This window comes from Microbacterium pumilum (assembly GCF_039530225.1).
GTDB lineage: Bacteria > Actinomycetota > Actinomycetes > Actinomycetales > Microbacteriaceae > Microbacterium > Microbacterium pumilum.
The window spans coordinates 4,122,636-4,141,359 of record NZ_BAAAOH010000001.1 but is presented as its reverse complement, the minus strand read 5'-3'; the positions used below and the strand labels follow the sequence as shown (position 1 = coordinate 4,141,359).

The 18,724-nt window shown below is 62.6% G+C and carries 17 protein-coding genes; 14 read left to right on the top strand and 3 right to left on the bottom strand.

The genetic code is table 11. From position 1 onward, the window contains the following. Positions 1-96 precede the first annotated feature (96 nt). Genes ABD188_RS18680 through ABD188_RS18660 form a run of 5 tightly spaced genes read left to right on the top strand, consistent with a single transcriptional unit; the run spans position 97 to position 4,839 of the window. Positions 97-1,182 (top strand): ABC transporter substrate-binding protein, encoded by a 1,086-nt coding sequence (locus ABD188_RS18680; RefSeq protein ID WP_344065939.1) that lies wholly within the window; start codon positions 97-99, stop codon positions 1,180-1,182. Continuing rightward, positions 1,179-2,063, top strand: coding sequence for an ABC transporter ATP-binding protein (locus tag ABD188_RS18675; RefSeq protein WP_344065937.1), 885 nt, complete (start codon positions 1,179-1,181; stop codon positions 2,061-2,063). Before ABD188_RS18680 ends, ABD188_RS18675 begins: the two co-directional genes overlap by 4 nt. Next, entirely contained in the window at positions 2,053-2,850 is a 798-nt protein-coding gene (locus ABD188_RS18670; protein WP_344065933.1) for an ABC transporter permease, read from the top strand. The genes ABD188_RS18675 and ABD188_RS18670 overlap by 11 nt, the downstream gene beginning before the upstream one ends. Then, positions 2,850-3,617, top strand: a complete 768-nt coding sequence (locus ABD188_RS18665; RefSeq protein WP_344065930.1) for an ABC transporter permease — start codon at positions 2,850-2,852, stop codon at positions 3,615-3,617. The genes ABD188_RS18670 and ABD188_RS18665 overlap by 1 nt, the downstream gene beginning before the upstream one ends. Positions 3,618-3,633: 16 nt before the next feature. After that, a complete protein-coding gene (locus tag ABD188_RS18660; protein WP_344065926.1) occupies positions 3,634-4,839 on the top strand; it encodes a cytochrome P450 in 1,206 nt (401 codons plus the stop codon). A 102-nt stretch (positions 4,840-4,941) separates the two neighbouring features. Here ABD188_RS18660 and ABD188_RS18655 read toward each other — a convergent pair whose 3' ends face one another. Together ABD188_RS18655 and ABD188_RS18650 are read right to left on the bottom strand one after the other, a co-directional pair. After that, the gene (locus ABD188_RS18655) at positions 4,942-5,991 is read right to left on the bottom strand and encodes a cytochrome P450 (RefSeq protein WP_344065924.1); all 1,050 of its coding nucleotides are present in this window, start codon (positions 5,989-5,991) and stop codon (positions 4,942-4,944) included. A gap of 369 nt (positions 5,992-6,360) precedes the next feature. Then, the gene (locus ABD188_RS18650; RefSeq protein ID WP_344065922.1) at positions 6,361-7,047 is read right to left on the bottom strand and encodes a GntR family transcriptional regulator; all 687 of its coding nucleotides are present in this window, start codon (positions 7,045-7,047) and stop codon (positions 6,361-6,363) included. 322 nt (positions 7,048-7,369) lie between these two features. Here ABD188_RS18650 and ABD188_RS18645 point away from each other — a divergent pair, with 322 nt between their 5' ends. The 8 genes from ABD188_RS18645 to ABD188_RS18610 all read left to right on the top strand — a co-directional run bounded on the left by ABD188_RS18645 (position 7,370) and on the right by ABD188_RS18610 (position 16,265). Beyond that, entirely contained in the window at positions 7,370-8,317 is a 948-nt protein-coding gene (locus tag ABD188_RS18645) for a 3-carboxyethylcatechol 2,3-dioxygenase (protein WP_344065919.1), read from the top strand. A 104-nt stretch (positions 8,318-8,421) separates the two neighbouring features. Next, the gene (locus ABD188_RS18640) at positions 8,422-9,759 is read left to right on the top strand and encodes an MFS transporter (RefSeq protein ID WP_344065916.1); all 1,338 of its coding nucleotides are present in this window, start codon (positions 8,422-8,424) and stop codon (positions 9,757-9,759) included. 26 nt (positions 9,760-9,785) lie between these two features. Beyond that, on the top strand, positions 9,786-11,552 hold the full coding sequence (locus ABD188_RS18635; RefSeq protein ID WP_344065913.1) for an FAD-dependent monooxygenase: 1,767 nt from the start codon (positions 9,786-9,788) through the stop codon (positions 11,550-11,552). 12 nt (positions 11,553-11,564) lie between these two features. Then, positions 11,565-12,377: a 2-keto-4-pentenoate hydratase gene (locus tag ABD188_RS18630; RefSeq protein WP_344065910.1), complete on the top strand. Its 813-nt coding sequence runs from the start codon at positions 11,565-11,567 to the stop codon at positions 12,375-12,377. After that, positions 12,378-13,334: an acetaldehyde dehydrogenase (acetylating) gene (locus ABD188_RS18625; protein ID WP_344065907.1), complete on the top strand. Its 957-nt coding sequence runs from the start codon at positions 12,378-12,380 to the stop codon at positions 13,332-13,334. After that, positions 13,331-14,380, top strand: coding sequence for a 4-hydroxy-2-oxovalerate aldolase (dmpG, locus tag ABD188_RS18620; protein ID WP_344065904.1), 1,050 nt, complete (start codon positions 13,331-13,333; stop codon positions 14,378-14,380). The genes ABD188_RS18625 and dmpG overlap by 4 nt, the downstream gene beginning before the upstream one ends. Next, positions 14,377-15,273, top strand: coding sequence for an alpha/beta fold hydrolase (locus tag ABD188_RS18615; protein WP_344065901.1), 897 nt, complete (start codon positions 14,377-14,379; stop codon positions 15,271-15,273). Before dmpG ends, ABD188_RS18615 begins: the two co-directional genes overlap by 4 nt. Next, positions 15,270-16,265 (top strand): VOC family protein, encoded by a 996-nt coding sequence (locus ABD188_RS18610; protein WP_344065897.1) that lies wholly within the window; start codon positions 15,270-15,272, stop codon positions 16,263-16,265. The genes ABD188_RS18615 and ABD188_RS18610 overlap by 4 nt, the downstream gene beginning before the upstream one ends. Before the next feature lie 49 nt (positions 16,266-16,314). On the opposite strand, the gene ABD188_RS18605 is transcribed toward ABD188_RS18610, so the two are convergent. After that, positions 16,315-17,376, bottom strand: a complete 1,062-nt coding sequence (locus tag ABD188_RS18605; RefSeq protein WP_344065895.1) for an FUSC family protein — start codon at positions 17,374-17,376, stop codon at positions 16,315-16,317. Between the two features lie 172 nt (positions 17,377-17,548). On the opposite strand from ABD188_RS18605, the gene ABD188_RS18600 reads away from it, so the two are divergent. After that, positions 17,549-18,712, top strand: a complete 1,164-nt coding sequence (locus tag ABD188_RS18600) for an alcohol dehydrogenase catalytic domain-containing protein (RefSeq protein ID WP_344065893.1) — start codon at positions 17,549-17,551, stop codon at positions 18,710-18,712. Positions 18,713-18,724 lie beyond the last annotated feature (12 nt).

The window sequence follows — 18,724 nt, the reverse complement described above, 5'->3', positions numbered from 1 at the left end:
CTTCCCCAGAGTAACAAATTTACTTCCCCAGCGAAATAGATTGCGGTATGGTGGTCGAACTGCACGGAGCAGTTCACAGCACAAGGGAGTGTTCGCATGAGGAACCAGAAGGCAAAAATCGGAGCCGCGAGCATCGCGCTCGCCGCACTCGCACTCACCGGTTGCGCATCCGGCGCGCCGTCATCAGACGATGGGGGGACCGCTGCTCCCGACACGTTGCGGGTGGGGATCTTCCACCCCGACGTGACGTTCGCCGCCTTCTACGCGGCCACTGGTGAGGATGGTGCGCTCACCAAAGCCCTGGAGGATAACGGGGTCGAACTTCAGATCGAGTACATCCCCTCGGGCTCAAATCTCATGGCCGCCCTGAACGGCGGCACCCTGGATGCGGCTCTGGTCCCCGCCACCGCCCTGCTGGCTGTCAGCAGCCAGGGAGGCGACGTCGCTCCGCTTGCAGGTATCTACACGGGCGCGGGACAGATGATCATCGGCGCCTCTCAATACGAGGACACCCGCGGAGAAGATGTCGACGCGTTCGACGGAGCTACGTGGGCGTTCACTCGTGTCGGCAGCATCGGTCATGCCGTGGCCCGAATGACCGCCGAGGAGGCTGGCCTGGACTGGGCGGACCAGACAGAACTTCCGCTGGGAAGCGGATCCGAAGCCCAGGCGGTGCTCGAGACGAATCGAGCGGACATCCTCGTCACCTCGCCCGTGAACGCGGCCCGCGCCGTCGAGAGCGGTGTCGGCTACTTGGTCGCCAATAGCGAAGCGGACGAAGATGCCCCCCTGGGGATGGCCTTGAACACCGTACTCGCTGTCAACGGAGGCTTCGAAAAGAAATATCCGGAGTTCTCGCAGGTGCTCACTACCGGCGTGCTGGATGGACTAGTCGAATTGAAGGACCTGACCGATCCCGAAGAAGCACTTGCCTTGATGCCCCCCGAATTCGTGGAGGCCGTCAGCGACAGCTGGGACCTCCAGTGGGAGTATGCACACGCCGGGATCCAGCGCGCCGGCGGCGTGTTCACGGAGACCGAAGTCGAACAGGGCGTGGAATCGGCCCTGCTTTCTGCTGCGGTACCCGAGGACTTCAAACTCGACGAGACGTTCTTCGACAACACCTACGCCCGCGCCGCATTCGACGCGCTCGGTGTCGAGATCCCGGAAGGGGCATTGTGACTGACGCCATCGCACGAGCGGAGACCAAGACCGTGAGCAACAGCCAGCATCCAGGCGCGCCAGCGCCGGCAGTCGAGCTCATAGACGTCTCGCAGACGTTCAGGACGAAGTCAGGTCCCCACCTCGCGGTACGTGACATCGACCTCACCGTCAACGAGGGCGAGTTCGTATCAGTCGTGGGCCCGTCGGGGTGTGGAAAATCCACGATCCTGTACATGGTTGCGGGTCTGCGCCCGCCCACGAGCGGCGAGGTTCATGTGCTCGGAAAACGAGTGACTGCTCAGACCGGTCCCGACCTGGACGTCGGGTTCGTGTTCCAGAAGGACGCAGTGCTCCCCTGGAAGACGGCTCTTCAAAACGTCGCGCTCGGTCTGCGCTATCGCGGCGCCTCAAAGCGATCCGCCGAAGCCGACGCAACCGAGTGGCTCGCCCGAGTGGGACTGGCGGGCTTTGGCGATCGCTATCCTGCCCAACTCTCTGGCGGAATGCGCAAGCGAGTGGCGATTGCAGCATCGCTCGTTCTCACCCCGAAAGTGCTGCTGATGGACGAGCCCTTCAGCGCACTCGACGCACAGACCCGGATGATCATGGAGAACGACCTGCTGAGCATCTGGGAGGAGACGAAGCAGACCGTCATTTTCGTCACACACGATCTTGAAGAGGCTGTCGGGCTGTCCGATCGTGTGATCACAATGACAGCCGGACCTGGCACGATTCTGTCGGATCGGGCCAGCGGGCTCCCGCGGCCACGTGACCTCCAAGAGGTACGTTTCGAGCCGGCATTCACTCGCCTTCACGAAATGCTGTGGGAGGACCTCAGGGAACAGGTCCAGATCGCCAGTTCCCGAGCGTCCGCGGCCGGAGTCGGCGATGGGAACTGAGACCCGCGCCATCGCGGTCGAAGTCCCACCACGGTCCGCCGTTGGAAAGATCGTCGGCATCCAGTTCGCCATCGGTGCCGCGTTCGTCCTCATCTGGCAGCTCATCGGCGAGGTGCCGGGCGTTGCGACGCTGATTGGGACGCCGCTCGGAACGCTCGCGCAACTGGGAGAGTGGGTCTTCGATCCCGAGTTCTGGGGAAATGTCGCCACGACGGTGATGAACGCGTTCGTCGGATTCCTCATCGGCGTGATCGGAGCATGCGTGTTCCTCGCGCTGACCTACCCGATACGGCTGGTGCGACGCTTCGTCAGTCCCTTCCTCGCGGTATTGAACGCCGTGCCGAGGGTCGCGCTCGCCCCGCTGTTCATCGTCTGGTTCGGCATCGGATCCGGGTCGAGCATCGCATTCGTGGTCGCCATGATCTTCCTGATGATCTACATCAACATCTTCACGGGCTTGTCCACCATCGACCAGGTTTATGTGCACAACGCTCAGATGTTGGGCGCTCGTGGTTGGCAGCTGGCTCAGTCCGTGTATATCCCCGCCGTCGGCACGTGGATCATGTCCAGCCTGAGACTGGCGGCGATCTGGTCTGTGCTGGGGGCCGCCGTCGCTGAGTATCTCGCGGGCTCTCGCGGATTGGGCGGTTACCTCGCCCGCGGTGGTGTGCTCGGGGAACCCGACATGCTGATCGCCGCAGCCATCGTGATCGCGATCATCTCGCTCATCGCGGACGCTCTGCTCTCGAGACTTGAGAAGCGCTACGCCAGATGGAGGTTGTTCTGATGTCTCGTGTGTGGCTCGTGATCTCGCAGGTCCTCTTCGTCGTGGCGATCCTCGTCGGGTGGGAGTTGGCGGCGTCAACGGGCGTGCTCAATTCGTTCCTGGTCGGTCAACCGTCCAAGATTGCCCAGCAGCTGGGTCTGTGGATTGCTGACGGAAGCATCTGGTTCAACACCGGCGCGACCGTCTTCACCACCTTCCTCGGATATGTCGCAGCTCTGGTCGTCGGTGTGATCATCGGGTCGTTCATCGGATCGAGCGCCATGATGGAAAAGATCGCGGCGCCGTTCCTCTCGTTCTGGCAAGGGTTCCCGCGACTCGTTTTCTATCCGTTCTTCGCCGTGATGCTCGGCTACTCGATCGCGTCGCGTGCTGTGCATGTTGCGTTCGTGATCGTGTTCGTGATCATCGTCGCGACCGCAACCGGCGTCGCCAGCGCCGATCGCGACGTTCGGCAGCACGCACGCATACTGGGCGCCAGCCCGACCCGCATTTTCGTAGATGTCGACCTTCCGTCTGCCACCGCGTGGATCGCCGCATCCGCTCGGGTCACATTCGGGTTGGCGATTCAAGCAGCGATCGTTGCTGAGTTCACCGGGGCACAGAACGGCCTCGGCTACCTCATGGTCCTCGGCCAGAACAGCTTCAACGTCAACGTGATCTGGGCTGCTACGAGCATCGCGGTCTTCGTCGCGTTCGCCATAGACATGCTCATCGTCCGCTCACAGCGGTACTTCGACCGATGGGCTGTTCGGGCCGATTCGGCTTGACAGCGAAGGAGATCTCATGGACACCCGAACTGATCTGACCAACGAGTTCGACCCCACGTATGTCGAAACGTTTGACAACACTCACGAGTACTACACCGATCTTCGCAACAACACACCAGTGGCGCACAGCGACAAGTTCGGCGGGTTCTGGGCCGTGTTCAAGTACGACGACATCATTCGAGTGCAAACCGAGAGTGTCTTCAGTACGTCGGAGAAAAACGTGGTGCCGCCGGCGACGCGCAATCAAGGCAAGCGCCCGCCCCTGCACTTCGATCCGCCTGAGCATGACATGTATAGGCGACCCATCACGCCGGTCTTCCGCAAGTCACGGATGGACGCGCTTGAACCGGATTTGCGCCGATTTGCGAACGAGCTCTTGGACCCCCTCGTCGCCCAGAGCGACTTCGATTTCACGAAGGATTTTGCCGAGTACTTTGCGGCGCTCTCGTTCGGTCTCATCCTGAAACTGCCTCTCGAGAAGATGATGCAGTCGCGCAAGGTGCAAGTGGAGTACTACCGCTCTCAGTTGGCCATGGACAAGCCGAAGGTAGAAGCCGCCAGCGACGAGCTGTATGCGATCGCTCGCGAGCTCGTCGATGATCGCCGAGAGAACCCGGGTGACCCTGATGAAGACCTGATCTCGGCACTCATTCTTGCCGGTGACCGGGGCCCAGTCATCTCGGACGACATGGTCGTCGCCAGCATCCGTCAGTTCTTGTCCGCTTCGCAAGCCGCACCGGGTGCGGTGCTCGGCAGCGTCATCGTTCATCTCTCGCGCGATCAAGAATTGCAGAGCCGATTGCGCGAAGATCCCGCTTTGATTCCGGATGCGATAGAGGAGTTCTTGCGCCTGTACGCGCCCTATCGGGTGTTCGCTCGGGCTCCGATTCGTGATGTCGAGATCGGCGGTCGAATCGTCCTGGCCGGCGAACCGATTGCGATGATGTTCCCGTCAGCGAACCGAGACGAGGCGATTTTCGAGAATCCGCACGAGTTCCAGATCGATCGGAAGCCCAACAAGCACATCGCCTTTGGAAGAGGACCGCACCGATGCCCCGCGGCTGCCCTCGCTCGCGCAGAACTACGCATCGCGATGGAAGCGATCCTGGAGAAGACCGCGTCCATCGAGTTGGCCGGTGAGGTCGTCATGTCGGGGTGGCTCGAGTTCGGTCCGTCTTCGACACCGATTCGCGTCACACCGGCGACATCGCATCCCCGCTGATCACAAGCTGATCATCGGGGGGCCGCCGGTAGGCATTGACTCCCGGCCCGTCGTGCAGTGCGATGACCGGTGTTCGGTGTCCGTGGCATTGGTCGCCGGAGCTCAGCGGAACTCAGGCGTTTCGCGGGGCACGAGGGAGAGCGGGACCGAACGCGGCCCATACTCCAGCCAGTTCATCATCTTGATGTCTCCAGAGAGCTCGAAGGTTTCTGTCGACTCGAGGAGTGTTCGCAACGCGATCGCAATCTCGCGTCGTCCCATTGCCGCGGCGGGGCACTTGTGGGGTCCGCGCCCGAAGGCCAGGTGTGAGTTCCCTTTACGATTCAGTTTGAAGACATCCGGATCCTCGAACACCCGCCCATCCCGATTGCCGGATGGGAAGAGCATTGCAACGGGCTCTCCTTCACGGACCAGTCGACCGTGGACCACGACGTCTTCAGACGCGGTTCGAGCAAACACCCGATAGGGCGAATGCAGCCGGAGCAGTTCCTCGATCGCTGCGGGAAGCTCTTCCGGATGCGTGCGTAGATACGCCTGCAGCGACTGGTCGAGTGCGAGGTGAGCGATGCTGCTTCCGATGACCGCTTGGGGGGCACCCATTCCGGCAACGATCAGCTGCCGGACCGTGGCGATCGCGGTCGTCTCAGTGATGGCAGTGTTGGGATCGAGTGCAGCGGCGTGGAGGCTGGCAACCAGGTCGGTTGAGGGATCGGGGCGTTGAGACAACCGAGCACGGTACACGTTCTCCGCGATGACATAGAGCTCGGCGCTGCACTCGCCGACGACCTGTTCGTCCATGTCCTGAATGGCGAAGGTGTAGCGCACGCCGACCGTGCGAATGTGGTGGGCGAGGTCTGCGGAAACGCCAAGCAACGAGGCGAAACAGTCGACGACGAATGGCGCGGCGAGGTCTTGAACCGCGTCCGCATGGCCGCGTTCCAGCATCGCGGCGATGAGTGTCGTTGCGCTTGCCTGGAACGATTCCTCGTGAGCGCGGAGGTTCACGCGTCGGAAGATCGGATCGATTGCGGCGCGATACTCGCCATGCTCGGGAGGGTCGTAATGACCAGGCGGCCTTCGGGTCGCTCGAGGCACGCGGGGGACTACGTTCTGGATGGATGTGATGAATCGCTCGTCGTTGGCCAGGTTCACGATGTCGTCGTACGTGGTGACCGCCCAGAAGCCGCCATACTCGTGGCTCCATGGAAAGGGGTTGGCGCGTCGCAGTTCCGCGTAATCGGCGTGCGCGCTTCCGAAGGTCTCATCGGTAGCGGGCGTCCACTCCGACGCTCTGTGGTCCCGCTCGGGGGTCTCGAGCGCGGGTTGCGGTGCTGTCATGACCATCGTGTCCTTCGTTGGATGAGATGCGTTTGACCGGCGCACAGCCAGAGCATCGCACACGTCTGCCTGGACATCTTAGCGCAACTAGTTCGCGAGCGAAGTACTTTTCAGATTAGGTGGATCAGATCGATCCCACCTCGTGTCTGCTGGGTCCGCACAAGAATCTGCGGTGGTCTCTGGCTAGTCGGTGATCTTATTGTCGTTTCGTATCAGGTCGATGGTCTCGAGGATGTGGCGCGCCATCGCCTCGCGTGCGCCGAGCGAGTCTCCGGCAATAATGGCCCGCCGAATCTCCTCGTGGTCGTCGTGGCGTGAATGTGTGGCCGACGCAAGCGGCTGAGATGCGCCAGCCGTGTTGATCAGGAAATCGCTGAGATCCCACATGCGTCGGCTGGTCTCGACCATGATCCGAGATCCTGACATCTCGTGGATCTTGGCGTGGAAGTCACGGTTCAGGACGCGATATTGTCGCGCCCGCACGTCCGGGTCCGGGTGACTTCGCAGAGTTCCGATCCTGATCGAGATCTCTTCGAGCTCATATAGTTGCGCATCAACACGGCGTTCGGCGGCAGCCGCCGCGATCGCCCCTTCGAAGCCGGCGAACATGTCATAGAAGTCGGCGATCTCGCGAACCGGGTAGACAGACGTCACGCATCCGACCTGCGGAATGATGTCCACCAAACCGTCGGCAGATAGCAGGCGAAGGGCTTCCATTACGGGCTGCTTGCTGACGGACAGCTCCGTTCGGAGCGCTTCGACCGAGATTCGCGAGCCTTGCGCATACCCGCCAGACACCAGTCGTTCGCGCAGCGTTTCGTATATCGAGTTGGCCATGCGGCCCGTGTTGCGAGACTGCACGAGACTCATCGCTCGACACCCTTCTGTCGCCCACACAGAATCGTGAGACAGCGAAAAACTAGCATGCCACCGCCCTGGTAGGCCGTGGGTTTCGCTGAAAACACGCCGGGGGTAGTGCCCGATTACGGGCCCGAATCGCACATTGGTTGCGAAAAGACGCCAGCACTGTGATACTAAAGAAGTTCGCTGGCGAACTAAAAATGTCACGTCGGAGTGTCATCACGAGACGGCGCGTGGCCAGTTTCCGGTCGCGCTTTGCCGGGCACGCGACTGATGCTGTCGGATCGGCTCGTCCGCCACCACCCATCGCATCTCAAGGATCGGATAACAAATGGCTGTCGCAACGCTCACCATGTCTCACAGTCCGCTGCTGGATTTCGTCGATCCCCCTCAGGACGTCACAGACGACGTCGAGGGCGCGTTCGCGCACGCTCGGGCGTTCGCCGAGGAGTTCGCTCCTGATCTCGTGATCAGCTTCGCGCCGGACCATTACAACGGCTTCTTCTACGACATCATGCCCAGTTTTGCCGTGGGCCTCGAGGCGGAATCGATCGGCGACTTCGGTACGCACGCCGGACGGCTGAGCGTCGAGTCGATCACCGCCGCTTCGCTGGCCCAGTATGTGCTGAACAAAGATGTCGATCTCACAGTCTCCCTGGACATGCAGGTTGATCACGGTGCTGTGCAGCCTCTCGAAATCGTGTTCGGTGGTATCGACCGCGTGCCCGTCATCCCGATCTTCATCAACTCGGTGGCACCGCCGTTCGGCCCCGTCCGACGCGTGCGCCGACTTGGTGCGGCGATTGGATCGTTCGTCAAAGAGCACCTCAGCGACCGCCGCGTACTCCTGGTGGGCTCCGGTGGGCTGTCCCACGAGCCCCCCGTCCCCCAGATCGCCACCGCTGATGCGGCACTCCGCGCATCTCTCCTCGGTGGCGGACGGAATCTCAGTCCTGAGGGACGAGCAGCGCGAGAGGAGCGCGTCATCACGGCTGCCCACGCATTCGCTGCGGGGACGAGCACCCTGAAGCCGCTGGCTCCCGAGTGGGACCGTGCCTTCCTGGATCTGATCACCGATGGTCGCCTCGAAGACCTTGATGCGTGGACACCCGATGAGATGACGGAAGTTGCCGGCAACTCATCTCACGAAGTCCGTACCTGGATCGCCGCGTATTCGGCACTAGCCGAGTTCGGGCCGTATTCGGTGGACTACGCGTTCTACCGTCCGATCCCCGAGTACATCGCGGGATTTGGCGTCACAACGGCCGTTTTGGCGTAGCCGCCCGCACCTCTTGCCTCCAGCAAACTGGCATGCTAGCATGCCAAGAGCAGCCGACAAGAGGCCGCGACCCATCCGCCTCAAAGGAGAAGCAGGAGCAAGAAATGGTGACGGAAACCCGCAAGACCTCTCCCATTAAGGTCGCTACGGCGAGCTTCATCGGAACAGGCATCGAGTATTACGACTTCTTCATCTACGGCACTGCCGCGGCTCTGGTGTTCCCGAGGGTCTTCTTCCCCGAAGCCACACCGCTGATGGGTACGCTGCTGGCCTTCGCGACCTTCGGCGTCGGATTCTTCGCTCGACCCATCGGTGGTGTGGTGTTCGGCCATTTCGGTGACCGCGTGGGACGCAAGCGCATGCTTGTACTGTCGCTCATCGGAATGGGCACCGCGACCTTCCTCATGGGGCTGCTTCCGGGCTACGCGCTCATCGGCTTGTGGGCGCCAATCCTGCTGATCCTCCTCCGCCTGCTGCAGGGCTTTTGCGTCGGCGGGGAGTGGGGCGGCGCCGTTCTCATGGCGGTCGAGCATGCTCCTGCGGGCCGCCGGGGCTTCTTCGGCGCGTTCCCACAGATGGGCGCGCCCGGCGGCGTGGCGCTGGCCACGCTGGCCTTCTTGATCGTCGCCCAGCTCCCCGACGATCAGTTCCTCATCTGGGGCTGGCGGATCCCGTTCCTGCTCAGCGCGGCGCTGGTCGCCGTCGGACTGGTGATCCGTCTCACCATCGGTGAGAGCCCAGAATTCGAAAAGGTACGCCAACTCCAGGAACGAGTACGCGTACCTGCAGTCGTCGCTTTCCGGACGCACTCCAAGCAGATCTTCCTTGTGGCCGGCATCTACCTCAGCCAGGGTGTGTTCGCCTACATCTGCATGTCCTACTTCGTTCAGTATGGGACCGCAGTCGTGGGCCTGGACAGGACCGGGGTGCTGCTGTCGGTATTTGCTGCGGGAGTGGTCGCGACCATCCTCTATGCCGTCTTTGGCGCAGTGTCTGACGTGTGGGGCCGCAAGACGACCTACACGGTCGGCGCGGTCGCGATGGCGGTCACGATCGGGCCTGCGCTCCTGCTGATCAACACTGGGCAGATCTGGCTGTTCGCCGTCGCCCTGATTGGAGTGTTCGGACTCGCGATGGCTCCGGCGGGCGGCGCCACCGGCGCGCTGTTCTCATTGCTGTTCAGCCCAGAGGTCCGGTACTCCGGCGCCTCGATCGGTTACACCATCTCGCAGATCCTCGGATCCGCGTTCGCTCCACTCATCGCCGCCGCGCTGTACGGAGCGTTCCAAAGCACCATTCCGCTGTTCATCTATCTCCTAGCCGTATCGCTGATCTCGATCACCTCGCTGGTGCTCGTCGGCGGGCCATGGGGACGTCGAGAAGCTCAGCGTCAGAATGCCGCCGCATCGAGTTCGACGGTCGAACTGACCTACGCGCGGTGACGCCAGACGACCACTGAAGGAGAATCATGTCCGTTCCTGAAGAATTCGACACAGACGTCCTCATCGTCGGCCTGGGCCCGATGGGAGCTACCACTGCGCTGGCGCTCGCAACGTACGGCATCAAGGTGCACGCGATCTCTCGGCAGAACTGGTTGGCCGACACCCCCCGCGCGCACATCACGAATCTTCGCGCGGCGGAGGTGCTACGCAGCCTCGGGATCGAAGAGGAGATCAAGCAGCAGGCGACTCCTTGGGAGTGGATGGGCGACACGCTCTTCACCACCAGCCTCATGGGTCCCGAGATCGCCCGCATGCGGACCTGGGGCACAGGGGACGACCGATCGGGTGACTACCTTCGTGCCAGCCCGTCGAGCATGGTCGACATACCCCAGACCCTGGTCGAACCGATCCTGGTAAACGCTGCCGCGCGACGCGGTGCCGTGATCTCGTTCAATACTGAATACCGGTCAAGCGTGCAAGACGCCGATGGTGTCACCGTCACGCTCGCCAATCGGCTCACCGGTGTGGTGTACACGCAGCGCGTCAGGTACCTCGTCGGTGCCGACGGAGCCAAGTCTCGCGTCATGCAGGATGCCGGGCTGAGCGTGGAGGGTGAACTGGCCCGCGCCGGTACCGTTTACGCCCAGTTCAAGGGTGAACTCGGGCAGTACGTGGCACACCGTCCCAGCATCCTCAACTGGATCGTCAACACAGACGCTGCGGTAGGTGAGATCGGCCTCGGCCTGCTCCGCGCGGTCTCCCCGTGGGACGAGTGGATCGCCGGCTGGGGATTCGACATCACCAAGGGAGACCCCGACCTGACCCACGAAACCGCGATCGCTCGTATCCGCGCGTACGTCGGCGACCCGGACTTCGAGCCCGAGATCGTCTCCGTCGGGCCCTGGTACGTCAACGAGGCATACGCGCCGACATACTCGGCAGGTCGCATCTTCTGTGGTGGCGACGCGACTCACCGGCATCCGCCCTCGAGCGGACTCGGTTCGAACACATGCATCCAGGACGCCTTCAATCTGGCGTGGAAGCTCGCGTACGTCATCGACGGCGTTGCGGCACCCGCGCTGCTGGACAGCTACACCGATGAGCGCGCGCCGGTCGGGCGACAGATCGTCGAACGAGCCAATCAGTCACGACGTGACTATGCTCCGATCCGCGAAGCACTCGCCGCCGACCAAACAGGTGGAGCAAGCGGCCTGGAAAAACTGCGTGAACCCACCCCCGCCGGTGCGCGCGCACGGAGGGCGCTCGAGAAGGCGATCGAACTCAAGAACCAGGAGTTCAACGCGCAGGGGACAGAGATGAACCAGCGCTACACGTCCGCAGCGGTGATCCCGGACGAAGACGCCGTCGAGGAGGTCTGGCTGCGCGATCGGGGCCTCTACGTGCAACCGACGACTCGACCTGGCGCCAAGATTCCCCACGCATGGTTGGTGGGTAAGGATGGCCGCCGCGTCTCGACGCTCGACATCGTAGGAGAGGGTGCGCTGACGCTGATCACGGGCCTCACGGGTGGAGCATGGGCCGCCGCCGCAGCACGGCTCGATCATCCACGGTTGCGCGTCATAGTGATCGGGGAGCCTGGCGTCGAAGACCTGTATTTCGAGTGGCAGCGCAGTCGAGAGGTCGAAGAGGACGGTGCCGTCCTGGTGCGTCCGGATGGCGTTGTCGCATGGCGATCCTTCGTCGGCGCGACAGATGCCGATGAGGCCTCCACCAAGCTCGAAGACGTTCTCGCGCATGTGCTGGGCGCACGTGTGCTCGCCCCGACAAATTGATTGGTGCACCGAATGGAAACCATCCTGAACGACCCGCAGACGATTCCCGCCAACGCGCGAGAACTCCAGGCGGCGCGTGCTCTGCTCGACGCCGGGCGCACGGCATCGGCCATTGACCCCGTGCGTGATGTGATCCCAGACATCGCCGGCGCCTACCGCGTACAGGAGCTGGTGCTATCCCGAAAGGAGTCGGCGAACAACAGGCGAACTGGGCGCAAAGTCGGACTCACGTCCATCGCGGTGCAGACGCAGTTGGGCGTGGACCAACCCGATTTCGGTGTGCTCCTCGAAGACATGCACGTCGCCGACGGCGGCGAGATCGACCTCGCCAAACTCATCGCGCCGAAGATTGAAGCCGAGGTCGCTTTCGTCCTCAAATCGGACGTGCTCGGAACCGAGCTGTCCGACGTCGTCGCAGCAGTCGACTATGCCGTCGCGGCGCTAGAGATCGTAGACAGCAGGGTACGGAACTGGGACATCACGATCGTCGACACCATCGCCGATAACGCGTCGAGCGCTCAGTACGTCCTCGGCGAACGCCGTCTCACGTTGGACGAGTTCGTCCCGCGCGACGTCTCGATGACCCTGCACGTCAACGGGACAGGGGCCTCTGAGGGTAAGGGCATCGCGTGCCTGGGAGACCCGCTCAATGCACTGCTGTGGGTTGCTCGGACCGCGGCAGCAATCGGCCAGCCTTTGCGCGCGGGTGAAGTCGTACTCTCCGGCGCGCTGGGACCAATGGTCCCGCTCAATAGCGGGGACAACATATCTGCAAGCATCGGCCCGCTGGGCGTGGTGTCTGCCACCTGCGGGATGGAGAAGTAGATGGGTAAGAAGGCAGCTGTCATCGGGTCGGGCAACATCGGCACCGACTTGATGTTCAAGATCATCCGACTAAGCGAGACCCTTGAGTTCTCAGTGATGGTTGGCATCGACCCGAACTCCGATGGCCTCGCACGCGCGTCTCGCCTGGGATACGAAGTCACATCCGACGGTGTAGACGGGCTCATCGCCTCGCCACAGTTTGACGACATCGAGGTAATCTTCGATGCGACCTCAGCATCTGCGCACAAGCACAATGCCGCGAAACTCGCGCCATACGGCAAGCGGCTCGTCGACCTGACACCTGCAGCGATTGGCCCGTACGTGGTTCCCGCCGTCAACCTGGACGCGCATCTCGACGCCGCGAACGTCAACATGGTGACCTGTGGAGGCCAAGCAACGATTCCGGTCGTCGCCGCCATCTCCGCGATCACCCCGGTCCTCTACGGCGAGATCGTCGCATCGATTTCCTCAAAGTCAGCCGGTCCGGGGACGCGCGCGAACATCGACGAGTTCACCGAAACGACATCGCGAGCCATCGAAGAGGTGGGTGGTGCCGCGCGCGGGAAGGCCATCATCGTGCTCAACCCGGCCGAACCGCCAGTGATCATGCGGGACACGGTCTTGGCAATCGTCGGCAAACTGGACGTCGACGCACGTGAGGGCGTCGCACAGTCCGTGCGATCGTACGTTGACGCTGTCGCAAAGTACGTCCCGGGCTACCGGCTCAAGCAGGTCGTCCAGTTCTCCGACGAAGGCAGCGAACTTGACGGGCTTGTGCCAGCACAGCTCAGAACAGACTCCTATACCAAGGTGAGCGTCTACCTCGAGGTCGAAGGAGCCGCAATGTACCTTCCTGCCTACGCAGGAAACCTCGACATCATGACGTCCGCCGCCCTGCGAGTCGCTGAGCGACTCGTGGATTCGGACACAAGCCGCGTAGAGGAGAAGGTCGCGTGAGCACCCCCACCGAACGGACCCCCGCCCACGTCTATCTGCAGGACGTCACGCTGCGCGACGGCATGCACGCGATCCGGCACCGGATCTCGCCGGACCAGGTTGGTCGCATCGCCGCCGCCCTCGACCAGGCCGGCGTCGACGCCATCGAGGTGTCGCACGGCGATGGATTGGCAGGATCCAGCCTTACATACGGGGCGGGAAGCAACACCGACTGGGAGTGGATCGAAGCCGCCGCTTCGTCGATCAACGACGCCGTGTTGACGACTCTGATCTTGCCCGGGATCGGCACCGTTCATGACCTCAAGCGCGCCTTCGAGCTCGGGGTGCGTTCTGTGCGCGTCGCCACCCACTGCACCGAAGCCGACGTTTCGGCCCAGCACATCGGAGCTGCCCGCGAACTGGGGATGGACGTCTCCGGGTTCTTGATGATGTCCCATCTCTCGGATCCTGCATCGCTCGCGAAGCAGGCAAAACTCATGGAGTCTTATGGCGCACACTGCATCTACGTCACCGACTCCGGGGGCCGTCTCACTATGGACGGCGTGCGAGGTCGGGTCCGTGCATATCGCGAGGTGCTGGATGCCGACACCCAGATTGGCATCCACGCGCATCAGAATCTCTCACTCGCGGTCGCGAACTCAGTCGTTGCCGTAGAGGAAGGCGCGTACCGGGTCGACGCGTCCCTAGCCGGTCATGGTGCCGGTGCCGGGAACACTCCCATCGAACCGTTTGTCGCCGTCGCGCGCCTCAACAATTGGGACATATCCGCTGACCTGTTTGCCCTTCAGGACGCGGCCGATGACATCATCCGACCGCTGCAAGATCGCCCCGTACAGGTGGACAGGGAGACCTTGACCCTCGGCTACTCCGGTGTGTATTCGAGTTTCCTCCGTCATGCCGAGCGTGCCGCGCAGACCTACGACCTGGACACGAGAGACATCCTCGTTCGCGTTGGTGAACGCGCTTTGATCGGCGGCCAGGAAGACATGATCGTCGACGTCGCCCTCGACTTGGTCGCAGAACGCAAGGAAAGGGTATCCGCATGACCGAGCATCCGTACACCAGTGTCTGGAGCGACCTGAGTCAGGTGTCCTTCTCGCAGGGTTTCCTCCAGTCCGGTCCCTACCGCACCCGGTATCTCCACGCCGGCGAACCGGGCAAGCCCGTGCTGCTACTTGCGCACGGCATCACCGGCCATGCCGAAGCCTATGTGCGCAATCTCGCTGCGCATGCGGAGCACTTCGATGTGTGGGCATTCGACTTCATCGGGCACGGGTACTCGTCCAAGCCGGAACATCCCCTCGAGATCCCCCATTATCTCGACCAGGTGACTGCGATTCTCGATACCCTTGAGGCTGACACCGCCTACTTCTCCGGTGAGTCCCTCGGAGGTTGGGTCACCGCCAAGTTCGCGCAGCTGTATCCGGACCGCGTCGAGCGGATCGTCCTGAATACCATGGGTGGCACCATGGCCAACCCAGTCGTGATGGAGCGCCTCTACACACTGTCTATGGAGGCGGCGAACGACCCCAGCTGGGAGCGTGTGAAGGCCCGTCTCGAGTGGTTGATGGCCGATCCCGCGATGGTCACCGATGACCTCATCCGTACGCGCCAGCAGATCTTCCAACAGCCTGACTGGAAGATGGCGTGCGAGATGAACATGGCTTTGCAAGATCTCGAGACGCGGAAGAGGAACATGATCACCGATGATGACCTGCGCGAGATCAAGGTCCCGGCACTCGTTGTGTGGACCACGAAGGATCCGTCCGGCCCGGTCGACGAGGGCCGTCGCATCGCTTCGTTGATTCCGAACGGTCGGCTTGCCGTCATCGAGAACGCCGGTCACTGGCCCCAGTACGAGCAGACCGAAGTCTTCAACCGAATCCAACTCGACTTCCTGCTCGATCGCGGCGATGCCGACAAGGCGGTTGGCGCATGACCATCTCCGACCGGTACGACCCCGGACCCCAACTCGCTCACGCGGGAACCATTGACCTGGGCACTAAGAACCTCGAACGATCGTTGTGGTTTTTCCGTGACATCCTGGGCATGGAAGAGGTCGAGCGGGTGGGGGACACGGCCTACCTCCGCGCGTACCAGGAACTCGGCCACCACTCGCTCGTGCTCACCCAGCAGGACGACGCGATCGTCAACTCCTACGGCTTCCGCGTCAAGCGACCCCAGGATGTCGAGCTGTTCAATGAGGAATTGCAACGGCTCGAGGTTGAGACGGTCGAGGTGCCTGCAGGCAGCGAGCGCGGCCGTGGCACTGCGGTTCGGTTCCTGGTGCCTGGAGGAGACCACCCGTTTGAGCTGTATTACGACATGGACCGCCCCCAGGCCGCCGAAGGGCTGCGATCCAAGCTCCCCTCGAACAGCTCGACGCGGCGCGGTCTCGGCGTCCGGCGGCTGGATCACTTCAACGTGCAGACTTCGCCGTCCACGATCAACGAGGCAGAGCAGTGGGTGCGCGAGAACCTTGGATTCAAACGACGTGAGTTCGCTTACCTTCCCGACAGCCCAAGTACCGTCATGGCGTCGTGGATGTCGGTAACGCCGCAGATGCATGATCTTGCGATCGTCGCGAACCGCGATGAGAAGTCCGGCCAGCTCCACCACCTCGCTTACAACCTCGAGAACATGTCGGATGCGCTCACTGCGGCCGACATCCTTCGCGATCTTGACGTCTCTTTCGGCGTCGGACCAGGCAAGCACGGAATCGGCCAGGCGATGTATCTCTACGTCCACGACCCCGGTTCCGATCACCGCGTGGAGCTCTACGCAGGGGGCTACCTGATCTTCGAGCCTGATTGGGAGCCGATCGAGTGGAAGCCGGTCGACTTTCCCGAAGGACTCACGTGGTATGGCGATCCGATCGATGTCTCGCCGGGCAGCCGTGGTCGCGACACGACGGGCAGCGCCAGCCTCTAGCCCTCGCCTCGCGCAAGAGAGGCGGCGTGGTGGGTACGGCGAGTTAGCCTCAGGACCCGCGCCGGCGCGAATCAGACGAACCGCGAGGATGCCGTACCCGGTGTGTAGCGCCGACCAGGAGTGTCGCAATACAAACCCCCATGATCGTCTCCCACAAGCGTGCCTGCAGCAACTCTGCGACGGGATATCGCTCGACTCCCAGCAGACTCATCTCAATGATCGCCGGCGTGACGAACAACATCGCCAACGAGTAATTGCGCGCGATCACCAGCTCGGTACCCACCAGGAGGGCTGCGATCACGAGGAGTGTGGCTATCGGACTAAGCGAAAAGGCCGACAGGACAAGCGCGATCAGCAGGCCGACGGCAGTACCCACCAATCGGTGGACCGCGCGCAGCAACTGCGCGGCCGAATACATGCCCACGATGGGAACGACGGCCGCCACGACCGCCCAGTACGGATTCGGAAACCCGAGCATCACCGCCAGCAGACCGGAGAGCAGCCCGCCGACCATGCATACCGTCGCGTGGGTGATACTCACGCGCGACGATGGAGTTGGGGATGCTGGCACGTGAGCGTTTCCACTCGGGTTGCGCGCCGAAGCGACCGCAGCCATGCTCAGTGCGAACGCAGCGGCTAGCACAGCGGTGATGACAATCGTTCCGATGTCCGCGCCGGAAATCGACGAGGCGACTCCGAAACTGAATGTCGGGAACAGCGCGCCGCCAGGCGCCCAACGCAAGCGATCAGACAACAGGGTTGTGACGCCTGCGGTCATTGCGGCACCGCAGACGAGCACCCACGAGGGCGCTCCCGCGACAATCGCGCCGAGTGTGATGGCCAGCACGATCGCACTCGCCGCCTGCGCCTGCATGCGAACCCGTGACCACCGATTACTCGCGCGCCCGTAGACGGCGACCGTTGAGGCGAGGAGCGCGTAGGGGATCAGGTCGTCCCGGCCCAGGGACAGCAGTAGCAGGGCGGGAGCGAGTGTTGAGATCCCGAGGCGGATCGCCGGCGCATGCGCGTTGTTATGGGGGCCGATACGCGTGAGGTCGCGGACTACCGCACGGAGGGATTGAGAGATTCTCACGCTGGCGACCTTGGTCATCGTATTCACCGCGCGAAGTCCTTCGGCAGCGGGGAGGCGCAGGCTGCGCCTCCGCGCCTCCCAGATTAGCAGTTTGCATGCTTGCATGCTTGCATGCCAGTCGCTAGGGTGGTTCCCACGTCCACCGCGACGCGAAGGCTCGAGGGCCGAACTTTGACGAAGGAGTCAACTGATGAGCACAGTTACCGCAGCGGAAGTCGACATCGACGATTCTGTGACCCTGACGATGAATGCCGCACGCCTCCACGAGATCGGTGGCCGGTTCCAACTCGACGAGGTAGAGCGACCCACTCCCGGCGAGCGAGATGTCGTCATCCGAGTAGAGGCGTGCAACGTCGTCCCGAACCTCAAGAACGTCATCACGTCGTATCCCGACTGGTTCCCGTTCCTCCCCCTCCCTCAGCTGCCGGCCATCTTCGGGCTGGACTCCGCCGGCGTCGTTGTGGACGTGGGCACCCAGGTGCGGAATGTTCGCCCGGGCGACCGGGTCTATCTGAACCCCGGTCGTGACTCTGGTGATTCGCACGCATCCCGGCGGGGAGAGCGGATCAATGACCCGGCCTACACCTTCCAGGGATACTTCGGCTTCGGCGAAGGATCCCAGACGATCTTCGAGGACTATCCCCAGGGTGGATTCTGTGAGTTCCAGAAGGCGCCGGCTGACGGTCTGGTGATCCTCCCGGATGAAGTCAGTTTCGAACAGGCGTGCCGGTTCGGCTACCTCGGAACCGCGTACTCCGCGCTCCGGAAGGCCGGCGCTGGCTCCGGCACGACCGTGCTTATCAATGGTGGTACGGGCACGCTCGGCGTAGGAGCCGTACTTAATGCGCTGGCGATGGGTGCACCGAAGATCCTCGTCATGGCGCGCAACCCCGAGCTTCTGGAGCGCGTTCGCCTCCTCTCGCCGCGACGGATCGTCACGATTTCCCACGGCGAGCAGCCGATCCCCGAGTGGGTTCGCTCACACACAGACGGGCTGGGAGCCGACATCTTCATCGATGCTGTTGGTCCCGGGGCGCCGAAAGAAATCACACTCGCCGGAATCGAGTCCCTCCGTCGCGGCGGTCGCATGGTCGACATCGGAGGCATGTCAGAGGATCTTCCGCTTGAGATGTTCCGTCTGATGTGCTTCCAGATCAGCGTGATCGGATCGCTCTGGTTCTCCGTGGCTGAAGGTCAGGACATGGCTGCGATGGCGGCCGCCGGGACCCTGGATCTCTCGGTGTTCGACCACGAGGTGTTTCCGCTCTCGGCAGTCAATGAAGCTCTGGCCTCGCTAGAGAGCCGAACCGGCGGCTTTACAAACGTGGTCATCGCGCCCGGCGCAACATTCTGAGCAACAGGAGTC